Source organism: Streptomyces tanashiensis (assembly GCF_014648895.1).
In the GTDB taxonomy this organism is placed as follows: domain Bacteria; phylum Actinomycetota; class Actinomycetes; order Streptomycetales; family Streptomycetaceae; genus Streptomyces; species Streptomyces tanashiensis.
The window spans coordinates 81,622-105,197 of sequence record NZ_BMRZ01000003.1 but is presented as its reverse complement, the minus strand read 5'-3'; the positions used below and the strand labels follow the sequence as shown (position 1 = coordinate 105,197).

Sequence of the window (23,576 nt, the reverse complement as noted above, 5' to 3'; positions counted from 1 at the left end):
GCTCCGACCAGAGGCCGCGGCAGAAGCGGGACCGGGGACCGTGCGGACCTGCATCAGGGGACCGACGAGGCGCAAGGGAACGGGGGCGCAGTCCGCCACCACAGGCTCGAAACCGCTGCTCAGGGCGCCGCGAGGCCGGTCCCCGCGTCCGTCCCCTGCGGCATGCGGAGCCGGCCCTGGGGATTTCGCACGCCGGGACCGTCCTGCTCGGTCCCCGCTCGGTCCCCAACAGAGCGAGGTGCCACCGAGGCAGGGACATCGGTCCGGGGACCGAACAAGGCGGGGACCGTCCCCGCTACGAGACGGTCCCCGATACGGAACCGACCGCCAGGGACCGAAGCCTCGTGGGGACCGGTCCCCCTGGGACCGGGGACCGCGGTGGGAACCAGGGGCCAAGGGCTCAGGAACGGGGACCGAGCACGGCGCCCTGCCCAGCCGACGGCGGAGCCCGCAGATCTCCGACTCAGCTGCGCTTCTTCACCGCGTGCACGCCCTCACCGACCATCCGCACAACGACGAAAAACACGGAGACCAGACATGCACAACCCGCACCATGAAGTTCCCTCCATGCAGCAGGAGGTGACCACCCCAGCCCCGGGCGGAGCAAGGTATGACGTTGGACCGTCCAAGGGCCGGTCCAACACGGAAGCCCCCGCCCCAGGGGTGGCGGAGGCAGGCCCCCGGCGCGAGGGCGCACCGGGGACAGGGAGTGTGCGTGCGGCGGACGAGGCCGCGCTGCGCCGAGTCGCCCGCCGCCGTGCCCGCCAGGAAGTGCAGCGCAAGGAGCGTGTCGACGTCCGCTACAGCGTCGCCGAGAAGCAGGCGATCCTCGCCGAAGCCTGTCGCCTCGGTCTGGCCGGCGCGCATCTCGTCGGCGCCATCGTCATGGCCCATCTCAACGGCGACCTCGCCCTGCCCGAGCAGCGCACCGCCGCCGACGACTTGATCGACGAGTACGCAGCGCTGCGCAAGCAGGTCTCCAGGATCGGCTGGAACGTGAACCAGATCGCCAAACGCCTCAACTCCGGCGACGAGGCACACCCGGTGGACGCCGCCGTGCTTGCCGAGGCCGGACGGCTCTTGACCTTGGTCCAGGATGCAGTCACGGCGGTCGACGCCGCCGCCCATGTGGCCGCCACAAATCGTTGGGCGGCCTGATTGATCGCGAACATCGTCAAGCCCGGCCACAAGACCCGGGGCGTCCTGAACTACCTCTACGGGCCCGGCCGCGCCAACGAACACACCGACCCCCACCTCGTCGCCGCGTGGGACGGCTTCGTGCCCGACCCCGGCCGCAACCCCGCTGCCACCCTCGCCCAGCTCGCCGACGTCCTCGACCTGCGGGTCAAGCAGGCCGGCCACAAGGGACCGAAGAACCACGTCTGGCACTGCTCGATCCGCGCCGCCCCCGAAGACCGCCACCTGACCGACGACGAGTGGGCTGCCATCGCCCGTCGCGTCCTCGACGCCACCGGCATCGCCCCGGCTGGCGACCCCGACGCCTGCCGCTGGGTCGCCGTCCGCCACGCCGACGATCACATCCACATCGTCGCCACCAAGGTCCGAGGCGACCTCCGCCCGCCCCGCAACTGGAACGACTTCCTGCGCGCCGACAAGGAACTCGTCGCCATCGAGAAGGAGTACGGGCTCCGCCAGGTCCCACGCGGAGACCGCACCGCCGCGAAACGCCCCACCCGCGCCGAGCAGGAGAAGGCCCGCCGCACGGGAAAGGCCCGGACCTCCCGCGAGCACCTGCGCACCATCGTCCGCACCGCCGTCTCGGCGGCCACGACCACCGAGGAGTTCTTCCGGCTCGTCGAGGGGGCCGGCGCCCTCATCGACGTCCAGTACTTCCCGTCCGGGGACGTCCGCGGCTACAAGGTCGCCCTCGACGGCGACACCAGCGCCCAGGGCGAGCCCGTCTGGTTTTCCGGCTCCACCCTCGCCGCCGACCTCTCCTACCCCAAGATCGCCGAACGCCTCGCGACCACGGAAGGACTGCCTGCCGACCAGCCCGAAACCCCGGCCTGGCGACGGCTCTCCATCGCCGTCGACCGGACTCCCGACCACCTCGCCCACGGCGAGGACCAGGCCGGGCAGGCCCACATCGCTGTCCTCGCCGAAGCCCTCGACGCGCTCCCCCTGGTCGCACCCGTCGGCCTCCAGGCCCAGCTGGTACAGGCGGCCACAGCGTTCGAGCGCGCCGGCCGCTCCCGCATCCGCGCCCACCATCAGCAGGCCCAGGCCACACGGCGGGCGGTGAAGGCCGTCCTGCGCGTGCCCCCGCCCAAGGACGGAGCCCTCCTCGCGACCGTCCTCGACGCCCTCCTGCTGGCGGTCATCGCCGCCCAGCACTGGCACCGCACCCGCGACCACACCCAGCAGGCCGAAGCCGCCCGACAAGCAGCCGAGCACCTCCGTGTCGCCTACCAGGCCGCAGCCGCAGAGCCGCTGGCCGCGATCCACCACCGGGGTCGGCGCCTCGCCCTGCCGCTCCTGGAGCGGCAGGCCGCCGTGGTGCGCCAAGCGCTGCCCGACCTGGCCGAGCAGATCCTCGCCGAACCCGCCTGGCCCGCCCTCGCCGCCACCCTCAACGAGGCCACCGCAGTCGGCCACGACCCCGCCGCGCTCCTCACCCAAGCCGCCCGCCACCGAGAACTCGACACCGCCGCCAACCTCGCCGAAGTCCTCACCTGGCGCCTGAGGCGTCTTCCGGATCTGGCAGTCGGGAAGCCTCCGCACGACAGGACAGCAGGCAGAGTTCAGCCTGGTCCCGCCACACCCACGCCAAGGGCGACACCGTCAGACTCCCTTCCAAGGAACCGTTGACGCAGACCCCGCCACGAGCGGCGCATCCGCACGTTCACTGAGTGAACGGCCGGGGCGTACAGCCAGTGAACATCCGCGATGCTCACCGGGTGAACAGGGCCGCGGCTCGCTCTCAGGGATGCCGTTCCGCGTCGGAACAGCGACCTCGTTCCAGCGCGGAACGCACTCCTTGTTCCGACTCGAAGCACCGGCGGACCGCTGTTCAGTTACTGAACGGCGGTGGCGTTCAGTAACTGAACGGCCGTCCTGTTCAGTCACTGAACAAGGCGGCTACTCCTCGTTACGCAGCACGCTCCCCCGGTAGTGGCACACGGAGGCGGGCCCGTTCCTTCAGGGAACGCCGAACGCGTTCCCTGAAGGAACACCCACCGTGTTCCCCGAGGGAACAGCTCTCGCGTTCCGATTCGGAACACCCGCGCTGTTCCGTTTCGGAACAGCGAACCTGTTCCGAATCGGAACACGCCCGCCACACTGGTGAGAAGGGGGGCGGGATCGCGTTCAGTCGACCTTGCCCTCCAGCAGCTCCAACGCCTCCTCCCACCGGAAACGGTCCGCTCCCCCGCCCGCCTTCGGCCGGTGCGGCTCGTACGACCCGACCAGCACGCCCATCTCCCGCAGCTGGTCCAGGCTCCGGCCGTACGCCGGGTGCGCAGCCATGGCAGCGTTCACGTACGGCAGCACGGCCGTCGGAATCCCCATCCCGTACGCCTCGCACAGGATGCCCAGCGCGAGAGTGTCGGCGATGCCGGCGGCCCACTTGTTGACGGTGTTGAACGTGGCCGGCGCGACAGCGATGGCATCGGCGGGCGGGAGCGGACGCGAGTCGCCCGGTCTGCGCCAGGCCGAGCGGATCGGAAAGCCGGTCTGGGCCTCGATCGCCTCGGTGTCGAGGAAGCCGAGTCCCTGCGGTGTCGCGACGACTCCGACGCCCCAGCCCCGCTCCTGCGCCGCGGTGATCAGCTTGTGGGCGTCGCCCGCGATGCCGGCGGCGCAGACGACGACATACAGGAACGGCTGTGCGGTCACGCGGGGACTCCCAGTCGGCGGCTGAAGTGGTGGAGCTCGGGCAGCGTACGTCGTCGGTCTCGGGCGGCCATGTCGGCGACCAGGTCGCGGACGGCGGGGCGACGTACGTCCTGGGCGGCACAGGTCTCGGCGATGCGGAGGGCCTGATAGCCCTCGGCGAGGCGGCCCTGCTGGCTGTAGGCGCGGGCGGCTTCGACCCAGAGCGCTGCCCTGCGTTCGGGGGCGGGGATGTGCCGGCGCATGAGGGGCGCTGCGGCATTCAAAGCGATGCCTGCGTCGCCGAACGACACCGAGGCACTGACGGCGTGGATCGCGACGTTGGTCGGGCTGAAGTTAGCCCAGGCGTCGGGCTGGTCGAGCGCGACGTACCGTGCGACCTCCCGTGCCTCGTCGAGGAACTCCCGGGTTGCTGCACGGTCGCCGCCGCGGCTGGCCGCAGTCGCTCCTCGTAGGAGCAGCAGGCCGACGGCGGCGAGGTATCGGGACGAGTGTCGATCGTAGGAGCCGGCGAGCTGGCCTGCCGTGTGGCGGACGAGGGTGACGGCCTGGGCGGTGTGCTTCTCACGGGTCAGAACGTGAGCGTGAAGGCGGACGCTGGAGGCGAGGACGACGGGATCGCCGGAGCGCTCGGCCTCCGCCATGGCGCGTCCCACCGCCAACCAGGCGTTGCCCTGGTCGCCTTGCTTGAGCAGCAGACTCGTCGAGGTCCGGTACGCGGTGGCCAGAAGCCCGGCCGTCTCCTCGGCGTTGCGATGGTCGCCGGCTGCCTGCCGCAGATCGGTGATGAGACCAGGCAGCATCGCCTCCAGCTCCGCGTAGTCGCAGGTGCAGAAGAGGCGGCGGGCGGTGGTGAGCCTGTCCCGCAGGGGCTGGATCTCTCCGTTCCACGAAGAGGCAGTGGCGGCTCTGGGGCCGGGGAGGAGTGAGCGGACGAGGTCGTCATGGGCGGCGGTGGCGGGCGTGGCCGGGGTCGTGAGGGAGGCGATGCTCGCGGCCAGGAAGGTGCGGCGGCGCATGTCTTCTGTCTCGGGATCGTCGGGATGTGGTGCGGCGGACACGTCGGCATAGCTCAGGCCGAGGAGGTGTGGCGGAATGCGGAGTTCGGCGGCGACGGTGCGTAAGACGCGGATGTCGTCCGTGCCCCGTCCGCCTTCCAGGCGGCTGAGCTTGGACTGGTGGTAGCCCAGGGCGGCAGCGACGTCCTTCTGTGATCGTCCGCTGAGTTGGCGGGCGCGCTTGATCGTCTCGCCGATCTTCTCGGCTTCGGTCTTCACGTCGCCCATCCATGCCCTTCCGTCCGTGTCGAGCATGCCCGTGCGGGCGAGCGTATGCGAGCCGTACGGGGCCGTCATGCAGCTTCTGCATAGCCGATGCACCACGGGCACAGGCCATCGCGAACACATCACGCTCCACGGTTCCTTGGGGTGGTCGACCCCACCCCTGGAGGCCGCTCGTGGAAGCGCACCAGATCACCTTCACCGTTCTGCCGACGCCGGCTGCCGTGACCACGGCACGCCGACGGGTTCGGGACACCATCCAGAACTGGGCGGAGACCCCACCGGATTCCGACGTCGTCCACACGGCCGAAGTGGTGTTCAGCGAGCTCGCGACGAACGCGATCCGGTACGCCGGGCACCACCCGATCCCTGTGGATGTCCGTCTGTCCGGCGCGGTGCTTCGAGTAGAGGTCCGCGACCGCGGCCCCGCGTTGCCCGCCCCGACGCTGCCGGAGGACGACAGCGAGGGCGGACGCGGCCTCTTCCTGGTCGGCGTGCTCGCCGACCGCTTCGGTACGACGCCCACGGCCTCCGGCAAGTCCTGCTGGGCCGAGATCGACATGGCCGAGCCCTCATCCGTCGCGGCCGCGATCGCCACATCCCTTCCCGTACAGAGGAGTTACACGTGAGCCCCCGCGTCCCCGCCGTCACATCCCAGGTGATCGCCATCCGGCCCGGCCCGCCCCTCGCCGGTGCAGTGACAGTCGACGGTTCGAAGAACGCCGCGCTCCCGCTCGTCGCCGCTGCGGCTGCCCTCCTTCGCCCCGTACGTCTCGACAACGTCCCCGCCAGCTCGGATGTCCAGACGCTGCTGGGCCTGCTGCACCAGGTGGGCTGGAACACCGCCCACCCGGTGGGTGACAGCCACGCCGTCCTCGTCCTCCCCGGCGAGGCGACCCCGACGCCCGACGGCCTGGGCGAGGCCGCTTCCAGCATCCGCGCCTCGTACTACCTCGTCCCCGCTCTGATCGCCCTGTGCGGCCGTGCCCGGCTTCCTTGGCCGGGCGGATGCCGGATCGGCGACCGCGGGATGGAGCAGCACTTCAAGGTGTACGAAGCCTTCGGCGACCGCGTCCGCGTGGACGATCGTGGGTACGTGGTCGAAGTCGGCAAGGCGGTCCGTGGCACGGTGTCGCTGGTCCTGCCGTTCCGCTCGCGCGGGGCGACGATCGCCGCGGTGCTGCGCGCCGTGGTCGCGGGTACACCGCTTCGACTCGGGCAGCCGAACCTCTCCCCGGAGGTCCTCTGCGTTCTGGACGCTCTGACGACCGTGGGGTACGCGTACCGTGCCGGCGAGCGCATCCTCACCCTCGTACCGCCGTCTTCCGCCTCGGAGGACGTACCCGCCTGGAAGGTGCCGGGAGACAAGATCGAGGCCGGGACCCTGGCCTGTGCCGTGGCCGCCACCGGTGGCACGGCACGGATCGAGGGCATCCACGGACCCGACATCGCACCATTGGTTGTCGCCCTGAACCGGATGGGCATCCCCACGGCCGATGAAGCCGAGGCACTCGTCGTTCACGGCCGGAACACCCAGCCGACCGGCCGCCCCCTGCGTGCCATGGCCACCCTCGCCCCCAACGGCCTCGACGCCGACTTCGAACCGCCGCTCCTCGGCCTCGCCCTGGGCTTCCCCGGCACGCACCTGTTCTCGGATCCGATCAACCCCGGGCGCCACAGCAACCTCGTCCCGCAGCTCGTCCGCATGGGCGGGGAGATCACCGAACTGTCCTCCACCGAGTGCCGGTTCACCGGACCCCAGCGGCTGACGGGTGCCGGAGTGGAGGCGACCGACATCCGCACGGGTTCGGCGCTGATGGTCGCCGGGCTCACCGCCCGTGGCGTCACCACGCTCGGCGGGGTCGACCAGATCCGCCGCGGGCACGCCGACCTGCCCGGCAAGCTCCTCGCGCTCGGCGCCGACATCTGCGAGGTCACCCCATGACCGCAGCCAGACACTTCCAGCGAATCATCGCCACCACCGACTTCCACTCGACCTTCGACGACGCCGTACCGATGCTCGCGCACCTGCACGCCATGAGGCACGACAGCTTCGTCGTCGACTGCGGGGACTTCTTCGAGGGCACGGGCTACTACCGGCTCGGTCAGGGCCGGATCGAGCGGGACGTCCTGGTCCGTCTCTACGACACCGTAGCTCCGGGCAACCACGGCTGGGGCCACTACTTCCGACCGGACCTCCACGCCATCACGGTGTGCGCGAACGCCGTCGACGCCGAGACCGGCAATCCGCTCTTTCGTCCTGCCCGCCTCGTGCGTGTCGGCACCCGCCGCGTCGCCGTCACGGGCGTCATCGGTCCCCAGGCGTTCAATGCCATCCCCGCCGACCAGCGCGCCGGACACCGTGTCATCGAACCGGTCCAGGCATTGCGCAAGCTGATGCTGGCCCATCACCACCGGGCCGACTCCTGGGTGGTGCTCAGCCACTCCGGGTTCGACGAGGACCTCAAGCTGGCCGCTGCCTGTCCGTTCCTGGACGTCGTCTTCGCCGGGCACTGTCACAGCGAGCGTCCGAAGCCGGTGTCCGTCGGGGACACGCTCGTCCTCAAGGGGCGTGAACTCGCGACCGGGTACGCGCTGGCTGAACCCGTGGGCGCGGGCTGGGCCGCCCAGGTGGGCTCCTTCCCGCCGGCAGCCGCCCTCCCCCACGAACTCGGGCGTATACGGGAGGCCATCGACGCCATCCACGAGGAACTGCGCGCACCGCTCGGTTTGCTCCGGCCCCCGTACGCGAACGGTCCGCTCGACCGTCGCGCCCTGCTCTCCGACGTCGCCGACCGCCTCCACAACGGTCTGGGGGCCGAAGCCGTGCTGCTGAACGAGACAGCGCTTCGGTCTCCCCAGTTAGGGACCGTACTTACGCAGGGCGATCTCCTGGCCATCGAGCCCTTCGACAACCAGCTCGTGCACGCCCACGTACCCGAGCGCTTCCTCACAGACCCAGCAGCCCTCTTCGCCCGCCTCACCGCGCAAGCGGGCCCGGTCGTGTCCACGCCCCACCCCCTGCCCGACCGCCTGCCGACCGTACTGACCACCGGCTATCTCGCCGACGCGTACCTCGGGGGCCGCACCCGGCAGGCCGGCATCCGTCTCAGCCAGGCCGTACAGCGCACGCTCACCGATGGAGACTCCCGATGATCCTCACCGGCCCCGAGATCACCCAGGCCGCGGCCGACGGCCGCATCCGCATCTCCCCGTTCGAGCCGACGCAGGTGAACCCGAACAGCTACAACGTCCGGCTCGGCGGGACCCTGCTCACCTACACCGCCCACGCCCTGGACGCCCACAAGCCGAACGCCACCGACTCGATCGAGATCGGGCCGGACGGCTTCGAGCTCCAGCCCGGCCAGCTCTACCTCGGCCACACCATCGAGGAGGTCGGCTCGGACACCTTCGTGCCCCTGCTCTTCGGCCGCTCCTCGGTCGGCCGCCTCGGCCTGTTCGTCGAGATCACCGCTCCCATCGGCGACATCGGCTTCCACGGCCAGTGGACGCTCATGCTCTCCCCGATCCGGCCGCTGCGCGTGTACCCGGGCATGCGGATCGGACAGATCATGTTCTTCGTTTCGGTCGGTCCGGTGGCGCTCTACGCGGGCAAGTACCAGTCGTCCGCCGGCCCCCAGCCCTCCGCGTACTGGCGCGACCTCGCCGCCCTCGGGGCGGTGGCCTCGTGATCATCACCGGCCCCGCCATTGCCGCCGCCAGGGCCGCCGGTGAGATCACCATCGAACCGTACGAGCCGCGGAGGATCTCCCCCAACGCCTACGACTGGCGTCTCGGCGACACCCTCCGCTTCCACGACGGCTCACTGGACGCGGCGCGGCCGACCGACTTCCAGGAGGTGCCGATCCCCGAGTCCGGGTACGTGCTGCAGCCGGAGGTCCTCTACCTGGGGACGACGTACGAGCGGACCGGCTCGGAAGCGTACGCGCAGTTCCTCAACGGCGACCGGACGATCGGCGCGCTCGGCATCTGGGTCCACGTGTCCGCTCCCCTCGGGCACCAGGGCCACGCCATCCGCTGGACCCTGGAGATCCGGGCGAGCCGACCAGTCCGGGTCTACCCACGCATGACGTTCGGCAAGTTGGTCTTCTTCCAAGCCCTCGGCGCCACGGCCAGCTACCAGAACCACGGCCTGAAGTACCGGGCCAGCCAGGGCATCGAAACGTCACGCCTCTACGAGGAGAACCCGGGAGGCCCCGCGTGAACGCCACCGTCGTCACAGCCCTCGACCTGCCGTTCCCGAGCCCCGGCGGAAGCGTCGAGCTCTTCCTCGACCTGTACACCGGCCGCGCTCCCCTCCTGCCCGCCCGCGCTTTCATGCTCGCGCCCGAGCGCAGGGGCCCGCGGCCGCCCATGCCGGCGGGTCTGGAGCTGGTGCAGGCGCCGGGAAAGTGCCTGACGGGGTACGCCTTCCGCCGCTACGTCGCCACCCTCCAGCGAGTCCTGGCCGAGGCGGTGGATCCGGGCGACGCCGGAGTCCTGCATCTGCAGCACCTGGCCTTCGGCGCCACACCGGCCCTACTCAGAGCCTTCCCGAAGCTCCCTCGGATCGCCCTGGTCCACGGGACCGATCTCCTCTTCGCCGAAACGCACCCCGAACAGCTGGCCACCCTGCGCGAGGCAGCCTGGGCCGCCGACGTGATCGTGGTGCCGACCGGCGCGATGGCGGACCGACTGCTTCTCCTCGCCTCCGACACCCGACGCCGCAAGATCGAGAAGATCCCCTGGGGGATCCCGGACCACCTCATCGCCAGCCCTCCCCCACGGCGCCGGAACCAGCCCTCCAGTCACCTGCGGATCCTGTACGCGGGACGACTCACCCCCGAAAAAGGCTTCGGCACCCTCCTCTCGGCCCTCCCTCTCACCCAGTCCGCCGAGCTGTCCATCGCAGCACCACGAGCCGAGTTCCACGCCATCCGCCCCCGCCTCCACCAGCGCGGAGTACATGTGCGATACCTCGGCTGGCTACGTCGGACACAGCTCTGGAGGACCTTCGCCGACCACGATGTCCTCGTCATGCCCTCCACGACACTGGAGGCCATGGGCCTCGTCGCGCTCGAAGCCCAGGCATGCGGCCTCCCCGTCCTCTACCAACCCGTTCCCGGTCTCACCGAGGCACTGGGAGGCACCGGTCTCGCCACCGACTTCGCCGACCCGCATGCCGTCGCCCGCGAACTCGACCGCCTCCGCACCAGCCCCGGCCTCCTGCCGGCGCTCCGCGCAGCCGGCGCCATCAACGCGGCCCGCTTCCCTCTGAGCGCCACCGCCACGGCCCTCGCCGAGTTCGGCCAGCGGCTCGCCTAATCACCCGTGGCGCACCCCCACCAGGCCCGGCCGTCTCACTACGATCGGAGCACCATGACGCTCGACATCCCGCGCATTGAGCAGCTCCTCCAGGACGGCGTCCGCGACCGGGTCTACCCGGGGGCGGTCTGGGCCGTCGGCAACGCCTCCGGTACGACGGCGAGCGGGGCCGTCGGCCTCCTCGACCCGGCCGTCCACGACGAGCCCATGCGACTGGACACCGTCTTCGACATCGCCAGCCTCACCAAGATCGTCGCCGTGTGGTCCGTCATCGGCGCCCTCGTCGAAGAGGGCAAGCTCCAGCTCCACACCCCGCTCGGCAGCTTCTGGCCCAAGGTCGCCGGCCACCCGCTCGCCCAGGTCACCACGCACGAACTCCTGACCCACACGGCCGGCCTGCCTCTCCGCGCCAACCTCAAGAACCTCTACGGCACCGACCCCCAGGACATCCGCGACGGCGTCCTCCACGAAGCCCTCCACCGCGAACCCAGCCAGGCCGTCGAGTACACCGACCGAGCCGCCCTGATCCTCGGCTACCTGGCCGAGTACCTCGCCGGCCAACCCCTCGACCACCTGGCCGCAAGCCGGATCTGGGACCCCCTCGGCATGACCGAGACCCGCTTCGGTCCCCTGCCCGCGGACATGATCGCCCGCTGCGCCCCCACCGAACTCGCCGAGGAAACCGGCACCCACCTCAAGGGCACCGCCCACGACTTCTCCGCCCGCCTCCTCGGCGGCACATGTGGCATCGCCGGCGCCTTCTCCACCCTCGCCGACCTCAGCCGCTTCCTCCAACACATGCTCACCCCGACACAGGCGGCCCTCGGCCCGACCTGGATCGCCGACTCCCTCCGCGTCCGCACCGGCGAACTCACTCCCGTCCGCGGCCTCTTCTGGCACCCCGCCACCGGCACCGAGCTACGCGAGGGCGTCTGGGTCCACTACGGCTTCACCGGCACCGGCATGTGGATCAGCCCGAAACGGCAGCGCTGGGCAGTCCTCCTCACCAACAAGCTCTACCTCACCCGCGACCGCGATCCTCTGACTGGCGTACGGAACACCTTCTGCGCTGCCGCCTTCTCGTGACCTGGACACAACGACGCGGGTGCCCACATACCGTTACGCACGCTTCGAGCCCACTTCCCGTTCGGACGGGCTGAGCAGCGGGAAGGCGCAGTCGTCGGCTAACGGTCGAACCGACGCCCCGTAAGCGCTACCGTCATCGCCGGAACATCAAGGTGGCCGGGTCTGTGATCGATTACGAGACAGATCCGTTGATGCTTTGTGGACCATCACCGTGCCCATGGGAGCCGGTTGGGGGCCAACCGCCCAAACGGGGACCTTCGGTGTGCTCGGCGGCTGTTACTCGGCCGAGCCCTGCTGTATCCGCTGGCGCGCCTTCTCGTAGAACCTATTCGCCATCGGGGTGTCGGTGGAGGTGATGCGTACATAGTCGGCGCTCAACTCTCGGGCTCTGGCCTCGAGGACCGCCAGGTCGGAAGCTTCGGTCATGAGGCCGATCTCGGTGTCTGCGCGGTGCTTGAGTGCGGTGTAAGCACGAGCGGACGCGAGGTGATCAGCGGCCTTCTTCGGCGAGCCCAAGAAGGCCGCGGTGGCCGCTATGGCTCCGGCAACGGCGCCGAGCCCACTGAAGAACACTCCGGGGCCGACCTTGACCGCGACCAGGAAGCTGGAGACGGCGGTCACACAGGCAGGGATGAACACCATCAGCCGCCCCCACTTCTCGGCACTCTTGGCCGCCTCGAAGTAGCCCTGAGCGGTGTAGAGGCAGTTGCTCTGAATGCGCTTCAGCTCGGTCTTGATGCTCTCGAACTGCATGTCAGAAGTAGACATAGGGTCCAATCCGGGGCGGTCGTATGTAAGGGTCAGTAGCAAGGAAGTTGCAAATCCATTCCATGCCAGGAACGGAGGCCATAATCTCGTTGCGGTAGCGGGCCGAGAGGTAGCCAGCCTCGTACAATGCGACGAGTACGGCACGCCGGACAGCAGCGCTGGTTTCTCCCTCGAAGCGGTGGCGCAGCAACTGACCCTCGGCAATAGATGCATGCTGTCCGACATAGCGGGCGGCAAACTCGCGGGCGTAGTCGACCCTGTTACGGTCCCCGAGAACAGCCCACGCCGCTTCTTTCACTCGTTCGTCCTTGAAGCCCATGGCGATGAAGTAGCGCAGGACACGCTGCTCAATCAGAGGGTGGGAGGCGCTGTGGTTGGAGTGCAGAAACTGGGCCAGGGCGCTTTCGACCTCAGAGGATCTGGACTTGGCCGCATTGAGATACTTGAACACGTGCGTGATGGCGTGCGGGAGACGAGTGAGATTGTCCAGGCACCAGCCGACCGCGCGATCGTCTCTAAGCCAGCGGAGCTGGCCAAGGATAAAGCGGACCTGGTTACCATTGAATTTTCCCTCTTTAGCAATCTCCTCGAAGTAGTTCACGATATTTTCCCGAGCGCGGGGACGCCCGTATCTAATGGCACCAACCAGGGAGTCATGCCGGATGTCGGTTTCACGTTCCCGGGCGTCCTGGGGGTCGAGGATGACGGTCTTGCTGGAAGAAATAGCGAGCCTTCTAGAGCGCAGTTGACTATTCACACCGAGGAAGAGATCGCGCAGCTCGCTCCAGTTGGGGTGGAAGACCTTGATGTCGTCGGAGTAGCGCAGGAACCGGGCGCTGTTCTGGGCCAGGTAAGAGTCGACAGGGGCGAGGTAGAGATTGGCGAGTATGCCAGAGGCGTCCGGTCCTTGAGGCAGGCCCCAAGCGTGGTTGATGGTCTGAAACCGGGTGAGGAAATCGGTGATGTGACCGGCGGCCCGACCGTCGCCACCGAGCGCTTCTAGGTCGTCTCCGAGGATAGCCACGTCGATGTGCTCGTAGAAGGCCGCGATGTCGAGGTAGGCGACCCTGAGTGAAGTGTCGGATCGGATAGTTCGCAGCGACTTCGCCCGGTAGGACTGCCAGTTGGGCCACCACCCCTTGGGTTCGCCCTTGAAGCGGTCCCATCGGTAGCTGGAGACGCCAGGATGAAGATGGCGGTCGATCTGATCGGCGATGGTGAAGACAAGAGCATCGTAGATAAGCCGGTCTCGGGTGGAGAAACGGGCTACCGGCCGCACGGTCAGATCCGTCTTGGGGAAGTCGATGATGCTGGTGCTGTCCGGGCCGCACGCGCCGTCCTCGATGGCCTGCTCCAGCGTCTCACGGTAGCCCCGTTCCCACTGGTGCCAAACGTCCTGGTACCCGATGACATCGGGGACCTCCGATTCGGCTTCTCCCGCTATCAGTAGATCCTTGGCTTTGGTGAGTCTGCCGGAAAGGTCCACCGTCCCCCTTTGTCGAATGCAGGTGCCCCACCAGGATGCTATCCGGGCGGGGCATGAACTGGCCTGCGGTCTGAGCACCTTGTGACCGGTCTCCCACCAGTCGGTGACGGTGTAGGTGCGGGCGATGCAGCGCATGGCCTCGCTTGCCTCCCCCGAAGGACGGCAGCGTCACCACGGCACTGACCGAGCGGCGTACGAGCGGGCGGTGGCCGGCGAGTCCACGTTGTAGGCCGTATGGCCCGGGGAGTGGTCCAGCCACCTTCTCGTGATCGACGATCTGGACGAATACGCCAAGGCTCACGACATCAAGCACGATGTGCAGCGGACAGGACTGGCCGAGCATGTGCACCCGGTCCGGTGGACCGAGTCGGACAACAAGCGGAATCCTCGCAGCCCGTGCATCGGCATCGAGGTCGTGCTGGACTGCGGGTGCAAGATCGAGAGTCTCGGCGCGTTCGTCGAGCAGATGTGGCACGTCCGTCGGGTGGAGCCACTGAGGCGGACCCGAGGGCACCACGTACTCCCTCTGGGTCCGCCGCGAGAACCTGACCGCCTAAGCGACCTCGGTCAGGCTCGTCTGCGGTACTGCCTGCAAGTCAGCGGCGGAACCCGCGGTGGGGAACTCGCGCTTGGACGTTCAGGAACGGTTCGAACCAGGCTGCGGCACGGAGATCGCCGATGCCCATGTGCTGGTTCGTCTCGCCGTCCGGGTCCTCGATCCCGTCGAAGCGAGCGTTGTAGAGCATCAGCACGTCGGTGTCCTGGAAGAACACTTCGGAGCACATGCCGAAATCGTAGTCGTCACGGTGGATGGGCAGCTTCCCGTGGTCACCAGCAGCATCGCCTTCAACCTCGCGGTCGGCCGCGTCACGAATGGCGAGATGAAGGACAAGTTCCTCGGCCGTGCAGGTGGGCTCGGGCCACTGCCCGCGTTCGAGGTCACCGGCGAGGTCGTCAGCGGCTCGGGCGAACCGGCGGCGCCACTGGAGGTCGGCCGCGAAGGTCAGTTTCGGGAGACAGGCGAACACTCCCCAAGTGCCGTCGTGCTCGTCAGGCACCACGGTCCTGTCGCCGAGTTCCTCGCTGTCGTCATACGCCTGATCGGCGAGCACGCACAACTCCGCGTAGAGGACGTCGGCGGTTCGGGGGGTGAGCTGCCATTGGCACTGCTCGTTTTCGCATTCCGGATCGTCACAGTGCGGCATCTCCATCGGGAACAGCGCCGCGAAGTCGGGGGTCTTCTCCTCGGCAGACCGCACCGCCGGCTCACCTCGGCGGACAGCAGCCTTGTGCCGCCAGCCCACACCGAAGTCGACGACCACCGGTTCCTCGCTCCAGTTGGCGAGCTCGTGCCCGTTCTCGGTACGCAACTTCAGGCCCTGGGAGGCATCCTTGACCGTGTCCGCGCCCTCGATCTCGCGGTCGGACTCCCCAAGCCACATGACGGCACCGACAACATCCTGTGGGTCGTCATCCTCAGGGGCCTCGCTCGGCAGGGGCTCCCAGCCCGCGCTCCTGGCTGCCTTCAGCACGGCCTGCTGGTCATGTACGTGGAACTCGCGGAGCGTCGCTACTCGGACGACCGTGCCCGCCAGGTCCACGAGCCGTGCGTCCTTCGGGGTGCGCAGGGCGCGGGTAACCGCGTCGGCGTCACTGCCTTCGTCCACGTCTTCGTCGACGCCATCGGCGATCTGCTCCCACTTCAGGAAGCTGCCGGGAAGCATGGGCCAGACACCCGCGAGCGCGTGCCGTGCGGCACTGCGGAGGGATGAAGCCGGAGCATCCGGCAGCTGGACACAGAGCTTCTCCAGTGGCTCGGGCTTCCAAGCTTCGGTAGAAGCACCGATGGCCTGCTGGAGGATGCCCACCGCCCGCTGCGCGAGCTCGGGCTGCCGGCAGGTGAGGACGGCCTGCAATGAGGCGGGGCCCTCTCGGTGATGGACGAGAGCGAGGATGCGGCTCTTGCTGGGGGTGTGCTCGCAGTGGAAGCCGCGGAGCGCGGCCAGGGTCGGCTGAGCAGACATGCGGAGGACTCCGAATGGTGGGCGCACAGGGACGTGCGTGGAAGCAAGTGGAGTTCCGCTGGTGGGCGCGCTGCTGACGCGCCTCCGGACGGCGAAGACTAGGCGCGCTCGGCTGGTTCCCCCGGTGCTACCGGAAGTCCGGGCCTGGCTGCCCCAGCTTACTCACACGAAACAGCCGAGAGCGATGAAAGGGGCTGATCCGAGACAACGGGGGTTCTCCACAGCGCCACTGCCTGAGCGAAGCCTCCCCGTTGTCAGTGGTCGGCCGGATGATGGCGCCATGGCCATCGATGTCGAATGGGCGCGATCCGAGATCGCCAACTTCCTGACGCTGACGACGATGCACGCACCGTCGAACCCGAACGTGATCAGCTTCCACCTGGAAACCCGTGGTTCCGACGACGAGATCGTCGCGAGTGCGCAGGTGGTCGAGAAGATCCTGGACCGGGTCCTACCCACGTGGCGCACCAGCGTCCCGTCCGAGAACAACGAACTGCTGAACCGCTGGTCCCAGCATCGGGAAGCCGCACAGCGAGCCGATGTCGCACTTCAACGGGACGCGGAGATTCGCGAGCGGCTCGGGGACGACGCGCCGCAGCTCAGTGCGGCAACTATGCACCCGTGGGCCTGGGACGGGGCCCGAGCCCTGTGGCAGAGCGGCCACTTCCGGCAGGCGGTCACTGCGGCTGCGCGCAAGGTGAACGCTGAGACGCAGAACAAGGTGGATAGACGGGACGCGAGCGAGACAGCCCTCTTCCTGAACGTCTTCTCCAAGGACGCTCCCAAGCCCGGCCAGCCCCGGCTTCGTCTGATGCCGGACGACGGCAGCGACACGTTCCGGAGCGTCCATCGAGGCGCGGCCGCGTTCGCTGAGGGGTGCTTCGCGGGCATCCGGAACCCCAACAGCCATGAGGACGGCCTGCCGGAACTGCCCGAGCACGAGGCGCTGGAACAGCTGGCGGCCATCAGTGTTCTCGCGCGGTGGGTGGACGCCGCCACCGTCGAGCGTTGAGCACGAATGTGCGTCGGCTGAAGTAACCGACGCACATTCGTAGTGGTGGGGGAACGATCGTCCCGAAAACACCGGAAGTTTTGGGCGACAGCCCATCACGGTCCGCATTCGCGCAGGTCAAAACCCTATCGCTCCCCCGCCCACCAGGTGCCTTCTAAGCACTTGGCCGCAGGTTCGAGTCCTGCCGGGGGCGCAAGATCCAAGACCCTCCTTCGGGAGGGTCTTTTTGCTGATCAGGGGCGGTTTTCAGTCGGTGGCGGAGGCGTCAGGGAGACGACCTCGGATGGCTCGTTCTGTCCGGCTGGAACCGGCCAGAAGCGACCTTCGGCGGCCGTTCGGCCCGAAAACGGCCCGAAGTCTTGGGACGCTCTCTCGGCAGGGTCGAGGGGACAAATCGGCATTCGGGTTGAAGCGACGATCACGCCCGGATCATCCTTACCGTCATGTCTCTCGCCGCCGCGCTCGACGTGTCACACCTGCCCGACTACGCGTACGACTGGGCTCTGGTCGACGTCGAGACATCCGGCCTGATCGCCCGGCGTGACCGGATCCTCTCGATCGCGGTGCTGACTTTCGGGCCGGACGGGACCCAGACCGGCGAGTACTCCACCCTGCTGAACCCGGGCTGCGACCCCGGCCCCGTGCACATCCACGGCCTGACCGCGGAACGGCTGAGCGGCGCCCCGACCTTCGAGCAGGTAGCCGGACGGATCGGAGCGCTCCTGCAGGACCGGGTCATGGTGGCTCACAACGCACAGTTCGACTACGACTTTCTGGCCCATGAATTCGCCCGCGCCCGGCTCTATCTCCCGGTCACCCAGCGGCTGTGCACCCTGGCGTTGAACCGGCGTGTGGAGCCGCCCTCCGTCGACCTCAGCCTGGCGTCGCTGGCCGCTCACTACGGCGTACCGCAGACCAGCGCTCATGACGCGCTGGACGACACGCGCGTCCTCGCGGGGATCTTCCGCTCTTCCCTCTCCGAAGCCGCACGGCTGGACGTCCCGCTGCCGCTGGTGCCCTGCCCTCCCCGGCAGGATCCGCAGTTCGCGCCGAATCCGCCGAAGACCCCGTGCGCCTACCGGAACCCAGGCCGCCTGACACCCGGCGGTCCGCTCGTCCAGGGCATGAAGATCGCCGTCACGGGCGAGACCGCGACTTCCCGGGCCGAGCTGGTGGCCCGGTCTGTCGCCGCTGGCCTGAACATCATGTCGTCGGTCAGTCGGCACACCAGCGCTCTCGTCACCAACGACGCGGCTTCGGGCTCGGCGAAGGCACGACGCGCGATCGCCGAGGGCGTCACGGTCATCGACGAGCACACGTTCCTCAAGCTGCTGGGAGAGGTGCGTCCCGGAACACCGCACGAGAATCAGGCACCGAAGAAGACCCCGGAAGCGGCGGCCCCGGCCACGCCGCCTACTACGCCGACGCCGTCCCCCGCTGCGACCGCAGTTGTCGCGGACGTGCCGGCGCCCAGGCGACCCGAGCCCACGCATTCCGCCAAGCCGTTCGGCCGTCGGCGGGTCCTGGTTCTGGGCGGCACCCACGAGGAGGCGTCCGCCGCGCGGGCCAGGGTCGTCGAGCTGGGCGGGGCCGCCGCGATCAACCTCTCGGCGAGCGTCACAGACGTCGTCCTCTTCCCCGGAGGCGAACTCGACCGCCGCATGACCCGCGTCACCGCGTTGGGGCTTCCGGTCCACGCGCACGGATGGCTCGGAGCCCCCGCCTCCGAGTCGACCGACGTCCCCGCCCAGGACGGTGCGATGACCGGCGTTCTGCCGCGCGGCGGAGTCATCGATCTCCCCACGCTCCCCGCCGCCGGCCAGTGGCACGTGGGTGCCTCCTGGGCACAGCAGACGAACTGCGAGGTCGACGTCGTCGCCTTCGTCCTCGACGAGGACGAGCAGGTCTCCAGCGACGGGGACTTCGTCTTCTACGGCGCACCGGAAAGCCCCGACGGAGCTACCCGTCTCCTCTGCGACGGCCCGACCGAGCAGACCATCACCGTCGACCTCGCGGCGCTGCCGCCCGCCGCCCACAGGATCGCGATCGCCGCCGCCATCGACGGCGCCGCCACCTTCGGGGACATCGGAGCAGTCCAGATGACCCTCGCCCCGGGCGTCGATGCTCCGGCCACGGCCCAGGCCACTCTGGACGCCGCCACCAGCGAACGCACCCTGCTCCTCGCGGAGATCTACCGCCGGGGCCCGCGGTGGCGCTTCCGCGCCGTCGGCCAGGGCTACGACCACGGCCTGGAGATCCTCGTACGTGGATACGGCGTCGACGTGGAGTAGCCCTCGTCGCCTGCCAGATGGCGGGGGGTGCCCCAGTCCAACGGGTCCAAGAGGGAGGGCTCATGGTTGTGCTGCCCGTATAGGGCGCCTCCGCGAGGTCGGGGTTCTGGGCAGTCGTCTACGTTGACTGGCCGCAGGGCCGTATCCAGCCTTGAGCTTCTTCTCCCTCTACCTCCGGCGAGCTGGCACAGCAGAGGGGCCCGGCCACGGCCGAGCCCCTCTGATCCGATCTCGCGGCCGCACTCGACGCTTGTCAGAAGCGGGTGTGATGATCCGCCGCATGGCTACCTGGCTCGACAGCACCGACTTCGCCCGCTACGCGCTCATCCCGGAGGAAATCCTTCCGACATGGGAAGGGACCGAGACGGAGGAGGTGATCGACGAGTATGTCTCGGCCCTGCGGATGGCCGGCCGCGACATCCTGACGCTCGGTGCCGAGCCCCTGTCCGTCACCTGGCTCGCTGAGCCCCTCACGTTCGCGCGCTGGTGCTACGCCGACGACGACACGGGACTGCTGTCCGCCGTCCACACCGCCGGATCCGCCGACGGTTGGAAGGACGTCCTCACCCTCGAACTCGGAGGACGATACGTCCTGGCCGACGCCGCCTACGAGGCCGAGAGGATCCTCGACTCCCTGCAGGATGCACAGCAGCCGGCGGAGGCGCTCCGCGTCGAACTGTCACCGGGCCGCTATCGCGTCCAGTCCCTGATCGTCGATCCCGACCCCAAGACACAGTTCATGCTGGAACGGCTGCTGCCCGAATAATCGACAAGCCAGAGGTCTTTCCCCCTGGTGGGATGCGGTCATGCACTACGACGATCTCAGCCCCTACGCCTACCCCATCACCGAGGACGGCGACGTGTTCACCGAGGTCAGCAGCGGCGTGCGGTTCGTCACCGTGCGCGATGCCTACCGCCGGCTCAACATCGGCTGGCTGGAGACGGGACGGCCCTGGACCGCGGGGCCGGCGCCCGCGGAGTTCGCGTCCAAGCTGTTGACGGTGCTGGAGGAGCAGGCCGTGAACCAGGCCCTCGGCGTGCACGAGTGCGACCTGTGCCCCGAACCGCTCGACGACGCCCACCCCTGGTACGAACCCCGGCCGGGGCATCGACGCGCCAGCACCGGTACAGGAGAGATACGGGTACCTGGGGCTCCCGGGACCGCCTACGCAGCCCCCTCTCTGATCGGGCACTACGTACTCGATCACAGCTACCTGCCACCCCGGGAGTTCGTCGACGCCGTCCTCGCCTTCGACCTCCAGGACAGATCGGCCGCGTATCCCTCGATCACCTTTCCCTGGATCCCCGACGACGCCGAACTGTACGACGCCAGGTTCGAGTAACGCCCCCTTCGATGAACAGCATCAGGGCGAACCTCTGTCGGCCCACATCCGGATAAGCCTGATCAGGCACGCGGCAAGGCGCTCACCGCCGGGAGGGACCTCGTCAGGCAAGGATCCCAGGCCGCGGTTGTCCGACGCCGTCTCTGGCTGATCGTTCCGACGCATACGCTTCGGCGATGAACCCTGACCTCTTCTCCCGGGTCGATATGGATGCGGCTCTCAGTCTTGCCGGTCCAGACAGCCAGGCAGTCCCGGTTCCCGGCGCAATGGTCGTTTGTCGGCCCCTCGTCGACAGTGATCATCGCGGACCCCAGCGCCACAACGGCAAGCAGTGGCGTTTGGAGCGATCAGGAGTTCCGGCTGGTCGGTCCGACCCCGGCCACAGTCACATCACGGCTCATGGGGCCCTTGCCCTTCACCGGGGCAGGCACATCTCCACAGCCGCCGGTGCACCTCTTCGTCCGGCTTGATGGCAGCTGCCTGTACCTCGGCACCATTCAGGTCTCATGGTGCGAAGCGAGTGAGGACGTGCTCCTCCGCTGCCACCTGCGGATCAACCCACCACTGAGCCGCGAGGTCCTCGACTGGGTCCGGCCAACGGCCACGGCGCCTCCGCTCCCCGCGGTGGACTGGCTCGGCGACGTGCAGACGAACACCGGTCAGGCCCTCAAGCGCTTCTTGACGAACTGGTACCCAACAACCCACCCCCAGGAGCCGGTCGCCAGCGTGCCCGACCCGGCCTGCGTTGCCCGCAGGTCTGGGGTCGGTCAGTCGTCCGTCTGCCCGCGGATCAATGCGTCGAGTCGCCACTATGCCGGGGACGATCCATTAGCGATGCTCTGGATGAGGGCAGGGATGTCGGAGTCCTCTGCCAGTCGGGCCGTGGCTCGGAGTCGTAGCATTCGCGAGTCGCATTGCAGATGTGGCGAGCAAGGCCCTCGATTCGATGATCACCGGAGTCGAGGTCCTGCCCCGTCAGTAGTCGAATGTGTCGAGGTGCCGGCGCAGCAGGTCGCCGATGTCTTCGCGGCCCCCTTCGGTCGGCAGCGGTGAGGGGGTGTCCTCGCCGTTCGCCATGGCGAGGCTGCTGGCGAAGCGCACGAGGTTGGGCGCCGGAGCGAAGGAGTCGCGCAGCCAGACGGCGAAGGTGCCGGCTTCGTCCGCGGTCGCATCGGTGAGGGTGATGTAGGCGTAGTCGGGCTCGGTGATGGCCGCGGTGCCGTCCAGCCACACGTCCGGCGACAGCTCGATCTCGAAGTCCAGCACGGTCATCTCGTGGACGCCGGACCGCCGGTGCCCGATGGTGGGGTCGGGAAATGCCTCTCGCAGCGCCCGCTCCAGGGAGTCCAGCGTGGCGTGCCAGGCTCCGCCGTCCCCCTCGGGGGGATAGAAGGCGAAGTTCGTCCGGATGTTTCGTTCCGTGGCCATGGTCTTCCTTGTTCTCAGGGGACGTACCGCGTCGAGCCTGGCGTGCCCGTCATCGCCATCATGGACTGCCAGTAGACGGCGTTGTCCCGCCCGTTCGTCACGATCTCCAGGCCCCTGATCTCGCTGTTGGCGGGGTTGGCCATGGCCTGCTTGTAGCGGACGAGTTCCTTCTCGTCACCCGCGTACATGGAGTCGACGACGGGGTCCCATGAGATCTTCCCTTGGTTGTTGATCTTGACGGGCTTCGCCAAGGTCTCCTCGACCCGGTCGAGCGTGCGGAAGCTCTTCTTCGTGCAGTCCGGGTCCCGTACGTGCTTCGCCTCGACGAGATGGCCGTCGAGGGGGCGTATGCCGTCCACCATGAGTCCGCGCTTGCTCCCGAGCAACGGCACTTCCCGCTCGGGGTAGCCGGCCACGCGGAGCTGGTAGGCGTTGTCCGGGGCCGCCGGGCCACCGCCGCCGGCCAGGCCGCCGGGTCGGAGGGTATTCGTCCACGCGCGGAACTGCTGCTGCTCTGCCGCGGTGAGCAGACGGGTCGTCCCAGGGACCGGCGGAATCGGGTCGGCGAAGGAGATACCCGGGTCGACTGGGTTGATCATCGGAGCCAGCGCCGGGACCTGCCCGGTGTACGACGCGAGGACGACCGGGACGGGTACGGGAATCGGCGCGGGGATGAGGGGCGGCAGGAACGGGAGTCCGGGGATGGCGGGCGCCGCCGGCGGATCGGCCGCGGGAAGCTTGATGCGGGCGGCGGACGAGTCTAGTGCGTGGCCCACGGATCCGAGGTCCCGGATCCAGGAGTCCCCGAGCACGGCGTCGAGCAGTCCGCCGTCGTATCCGTTGCCCCCGAACATCGGCTGGTCCCAGGGCATGTCGACCGCGAAGAGGTTCAGCTTGCGCTCGGCGATCTTCCCCTTGGCGGCCTCCACATGCTCGGCGTACCGGTCGCACGCCTTGGCTATCTGCGTGCAGGCGGCGACGAGATTCGTCACCAGCGGCTCGCCTTCCTCCGCCTTCGCCGGAGGGCAGGTAAGACCGACACTGTGCTTGACGTACGTCTGGAAAGCGTCGGCGGCCTCGCCGGAGTGCGCCTTGCTCGCGGTGAGGGCGTACGCCTGCGCGTCCTCCAGGAAGCGTTGCATGAGCACCCCGGCATGACGCCAGGAGCCGGCGACGTCCCGGATCTTCTCCGGCGAGCCACGGAAGCGGTCACTGCCGCCGCTGGGGGCATACTGCTCGTACCAGGCGGTCTCCCCGACCACCTCGGGGAGCTCCTGGCCCAGCCCGAGGTAGTTCTCGGTGCAGTCGGCGCCGGGGTCGCCCATCCCTGCGGTGAGGTCGGCCTGCCGGCCCAGGAAGGCAGAGACTTGTCGGCTTTCCTCGGCCATGAACTCGCGGGCGTTGCGCATCAGCCCCTTGCTCGTCTCGCCAAGGACGTACGAGCTGAAGCCCATCTTGTCGAGCGTCGCGGAGGCTGCCGAGACGTACACCTTGGCGAAGGCTCGCCCGGCTTCGTCGTCCCCTGCCATCCCGTGTTGCCGCGCCAGTTCGTGGCCGACGGCGATAGCCGTGTCACGCGCTCCCCGCATCGTGTCGAGAAGCCCCATGGACCCGCGGATCATTCCCTCCGCGATGAACTTGACGTCCGGAGCAAGACCGGCCACCGTCGCACCCCCTTGCA

Annotated in this window: 20 protein-coding genes; 13 read left to right on the top strand and 7 right to left on the bottom strand. The window is 68.7% G+C overall.

Annotation, left to right across the window (positions count from 1 at the left end):
• Positions 1-711 precede the first annotated feature (711 nt).
• Positions 712-1,158 (top strand): plasmid mobilization relaxosome protein MobC, encoded by a 447-nt coding sequence (gene mobC / locus IE237_RS11130; RefSeq protein ID WP_308433059.1) that lies wholly within the window; start codon positions 712-714, stop codon positions 1,156-1,158.
• Positions 1,159-2,829 (top strand): relaxase/mobilization nuclease domain-containing protein, encoded by a 1,671-nt coding sequence (locus IE237_RS11125; protein WP_229842591.1) that lies wholly within the window; start codon positions 1,159-1,161, stop codon positions 2,827-2,829.
• Between the two features lie 498 nt (positions 2,830-3,327).
• Here the strand turns inward: IE237_RS11125 and IE237_RS11120 are convergent, their stop codons facing one another.
• Together IE237_RS11120 and IE237_RS11115 are read right to left on the bottom strand one after the other, a co-directional pair.
• Complete coding sequence (locus IE237_RS11120; RefSeq protein ID WP_189801747.1) at positions 3,328-3,855, bottom strand: flavoprotein; 528 nt, start codon at positions 3,853-3,855, stop codon at positions 3,328-3,330.
• Positions 3,852-5,138 (bottom strand): helix-turn-helix domain-containing protein, encoded by a 1,287-nt coding sequence (locus IE237_RS11115; RefSeq protein WP_189802531.1) that lies wholly within the window; start codon positions 5,136-5,138, stop codon positions 3,852-3,854. The genes IE237_RS11120 and IE237_RS11115 overlap by 4 nt, the downstream gene beginning before the upstream one ends.
• Before the next feature lie 170 nt (positions 5,139-5,308).
• Between IE237_RS11115 and IE237_RS11110 the strand changes: the two genes are divergently transcribed.
• The 7 genes from IE237_RS11110 to IE237_RS11080 are packed head-to-tail and all read left to right on the top strand — an operon-like array spanning position 5,309 to position 11,543.
• Positions 5,309-5,761 carry an ATP-binding protein gene (locus tag IE237_RS11110; RefSeq protein ID WP_189801746.1) on the top strand — a complete coding sequence of 151 codons (453 nt, stop codon included), beginning with the start codon at positions 5,309-5,311 and terminating at the stop codon, positions 5,759-5,761.
• Positions 5,758-7,077: a carboxyvinyltransferase gene (locus IE237_RS11105; protein WP_189801745.1), complete on the top strand. Its 1,320-nt coding sequence runs from the start codon at positions 5,758-5,760 to the stop codon at positions 7,075-7,077. The genes IE237_RS11110 and IE237_RS11105 overlap by 4 nt, the downstream gene beginning before the upstream one ends.
• On the top strand, positions 7,074-8,288 hold the full coding sequence (locus IE237_RS11100; protein WP_189801744.1) for a bifunctional UDP-sugar hydrolase/5'-nucleotidase: 1,215 nt from the start codon (positions 7,074-7,076) through the stop codon (positions 8,286-8,288). Before IE237_RS11105 ends, IE237_RS11100 begins: the two co-directional genes overlap by 4 nt.
• A complete protein-coding gene (gene dcd, locus IE237_RS11095; RefSeq protein ID WP_189801743.1) occupies positions 8,285-8,824 on the top strand; it encodes a dCTP deaminase in 540 nt (179 codons plus the stop codon). The genes IE237_RS11100 and dcd overlap by 4 nt, the downstream gene beginning before the upstream one ends.
• On the top strand, positions 8,821-9,357 hold the full coding sequence (locus tag IE237_RS11090; protein WP_189801742.1) for a dCTP deaminase: 537 nt from the start codon (positions 8,821-8,823) through the stop codon (positions 9,355-9,357). The genes dcd and IE237_RS11090 overlap by 4 nt, the downstream gene beginning before the upstream one ends.
• Complete coding sequence (locus tag IE237_RS11085) at positions 9,354-10,457, top strand: glycosyltransferase family 4 protein (RefSeq protein ID WP_189801741.1); 1,104 nt, start codon at positions 9,354-9,356, stop codon at positions 10,455-10,457. The genes IE237_RS11090 and IE237_RS11085 overlap by 4 nt, the downstream gene beginning before the upstream one ends.
• A 54-nt stretch (positions 10,458-10,511) precedes the next feature.
• On the top strand, positions 10,512-11,543 hold the full coding sequence (locus tag IE237_RS11080; RefSeq protein ID WP_189801740.1) for a serine hydrolase domain-containing protein: 1,032 nt from the start codon (positions 10,512-10,514) through the stop codon (positions 11,541-11,543).
• Positions 11,544-11,819: 276 nt separating this feature from the next.
• Here IE237_RS11080 and IE237_RS11075 read toward each other — a convergent pair whose 3' ends face one another.
• The 3 genes from IE237_RS11075 to IE237_RS11065 all read right to left on the bottom strand — a co-directional run bounded on the left by IE237_RS11075 (position 11,820) and on the right by IE237_RS11065 (position 15,821).
• Positions 11,820-12,296: an SLATT domain-containing protein gene (locus IE237_RS11075; protein ID WP_189801739.1), complete on the bottom strand. Its 477-nt coding sequence runs from the start codon at positions 12,294-12,296 to the stop codon at positions 11,820-11,822.
• A 1-nt stretch (position 12,297) separates the two neighbouring features.
• A complete protein-coding gene (locus IE237_RS11070) occupies positions 12,298-13,932 on the bottom strand; it encodes an RNA-directed DNA polymerase (protein WP_189801738.1) in 1,635 nt (544 codons plus the stop codon).
• A gap of 461 nt (positions 13,933-14,393) precedes the next feature.
• Positions 14,394-15,821: a hypothetical protein gene (locus IE237_RS11065; protein WP_189801737.1), complete on the bottom strand. Its 1,428-nt coding sequence runs from the start codon at positions 15,819-15,821 to the stop codon at positions 14,394-14,396.
• A 280-nt stretch (positions 15,822-16,101) separates the two neighbouring features.
• Here IE237_RS11065 and IE237_RS11060 point away from each other — a divergent pair, with 280 nt between their 5' ends.
• The 4 genes from IE237_RS11060 (at position 16,102) to IE237_RS11045 (ending at position 20,467) form a co-directional block, all read left to right on the top strand.
• On the top strand, positions 16,102-16,833 hold the full coding sequence (locus IE237_RS11060) for a TIGR02391 family protein (RefSeq protein ID WP_189801736.1): 732 nt from the start codon (positions 16,102-16,104) through the stop codon (positions 16,831-16,833).
• A gap of 443 nt (positions 16,834-17,276) precedes the next feature.
• Entirely contained in the window at positions 17,277-19,124 is a 1,848-nt protein-coding gene (locus tag IE237_RS11055; protein ID WP_189801735.1) for a TerD family protein, read from the top strand.
• A 280-nt stretch (positions 19,125-19,404) separates the two neighbouring features.
• Positions 19,405-19,890, top strand: a complete 486-nt coding sequence (locus tag IE237_RS11050) for an Imm21 family immunity protein (protein ID WP_189801734.1) — start codon at positions 19,405-19,407, stop codon at positions 19,888-19,890.
• A gap of 40 nt (positions 19,891-19,930) precedes the next feature.
• A complete protein-coding gene (locus IE237_RS11045; RefSeq protein WP_189801733.1) occupies positions 19,931-20,467 on the top strand; it encodes a DUF7919 family protein in 537 nt (178 codons plus the stop codon).
• 975 nt (positions 20,468-21,442) lie between these two features.
• On the opposite strand, the gene IE237_RS11040 is transcribed toward IE237_RS11045, so the two are convergent.
• A complete protein-coding gene (locus IE237_RS11040) occupies positions 21,443-21,895 on the bottom strand; it encodes a hypothetical protein (RefSeq protein ID WP_189801732.1) in 453 nt (150 codons plus the stop codon).
• 14 nt (positions 21,896-21,909) lie between these two features.
• Complete coding sequence (locus tag IE237_RS11035) at positions 21,910-23,559, bottom strand: restriction endonuclease fold toxin-2 domain-containing protein (RefSeq protein WP_189801731.1); 1,650 nt, start codon at positions 23,557-23,559, stop codon at positions 21,910-21,912.
• Positions 23,560-23,576: the final 17 nt, after the last annotated feature.

Excerpts from the sequence above, each read along its gene's own strand:
- IE237_RS11115 (WP_189802531.1), bottom strand. The coding sequence starts at position 5,138 with ATGGGCGACGTGAAGACCGAAGCCGAGAAGATCGGCGAGACGATCAAG.
- IE237_RS11100 (WP_189801744.1), top strand. The coding sequence starts at position 7,074 with ATGACCGCAGCCAGACACTTCCAGCGAATCATCGCCACCACCGACTTC.
- dcd (WP_189801743.1), top strand. The coding sequence starts at position 8,285 with ATGATCCTCACCGGCCCCGAGATCACCCAGGCCGCGGCCGACGGCCGC.
- IE237_RS11080 (WP_189801740.1), top strand. The coding sequence starts at position 10,512 with ATGACGCTCGACATCCCGCGCATTGAGCAGCTCCTCCAGGACGGCGTC.
- IE237_RS11075 (WP_189801739.1), bottom strand. The coding sequence starts at position 12,296 with ATGCAGTTCGAGAGCATCAAGACCGAGCTGAAGCGCATTCAGAGCAAC.
- IE237_RS11070 (WP_189801738.1), bottom strand. The coding sequence starts at position 13,932 with ATGCGCTGCATCGCCCGCACCTACACCGTCACCGACTGGTGGGAGACC.
- IE237_RS11065 (WP_189801737.1), bottom strand. The coding sequence starts at position 15,821 with ATGTCTGCTCAGCCGACCCTGGCCGCGCTCCGCGGCTTCCACTGCGAG.
- IE237_RS11060 (WP_189801736.1), top strand. The coding sequence starts at position 16,102 with ATGGCCATCGATGTCGAATGGGCGCGATCCGAGATCGCCAACTTCCTG.
- IE237_RS11055 (WP_189801735.1), top strand. The coding sequence starts at position 17,277 with ATGTCTCTCGCCGCCGCGCTCGACGTGTCACACCTGCCCGACTACGCG.
- IE237_RS11050 (WP_189801734.1), top strand. The coding sequence starts at position 19,405 with ATGGCTACCTGGCTCGACAGCACCGACTTCGCCCGCTACGCGCTCATC.
- IE237_RS11045 (WP_189801733.1), top strand. The coding sequence starts at position 19,931 with ATGCACTACGACGATCTCAGCCCCTACGCCTACCCCATCACCGAGGAC.
- IE237_RS11040 (WP_189801732.1), bottom strand. The coding sequence starts at position 21,895 with ATGGCCACGGAACGAAACATCCGGACGAACTTCGCCTTCTATCCCCCC.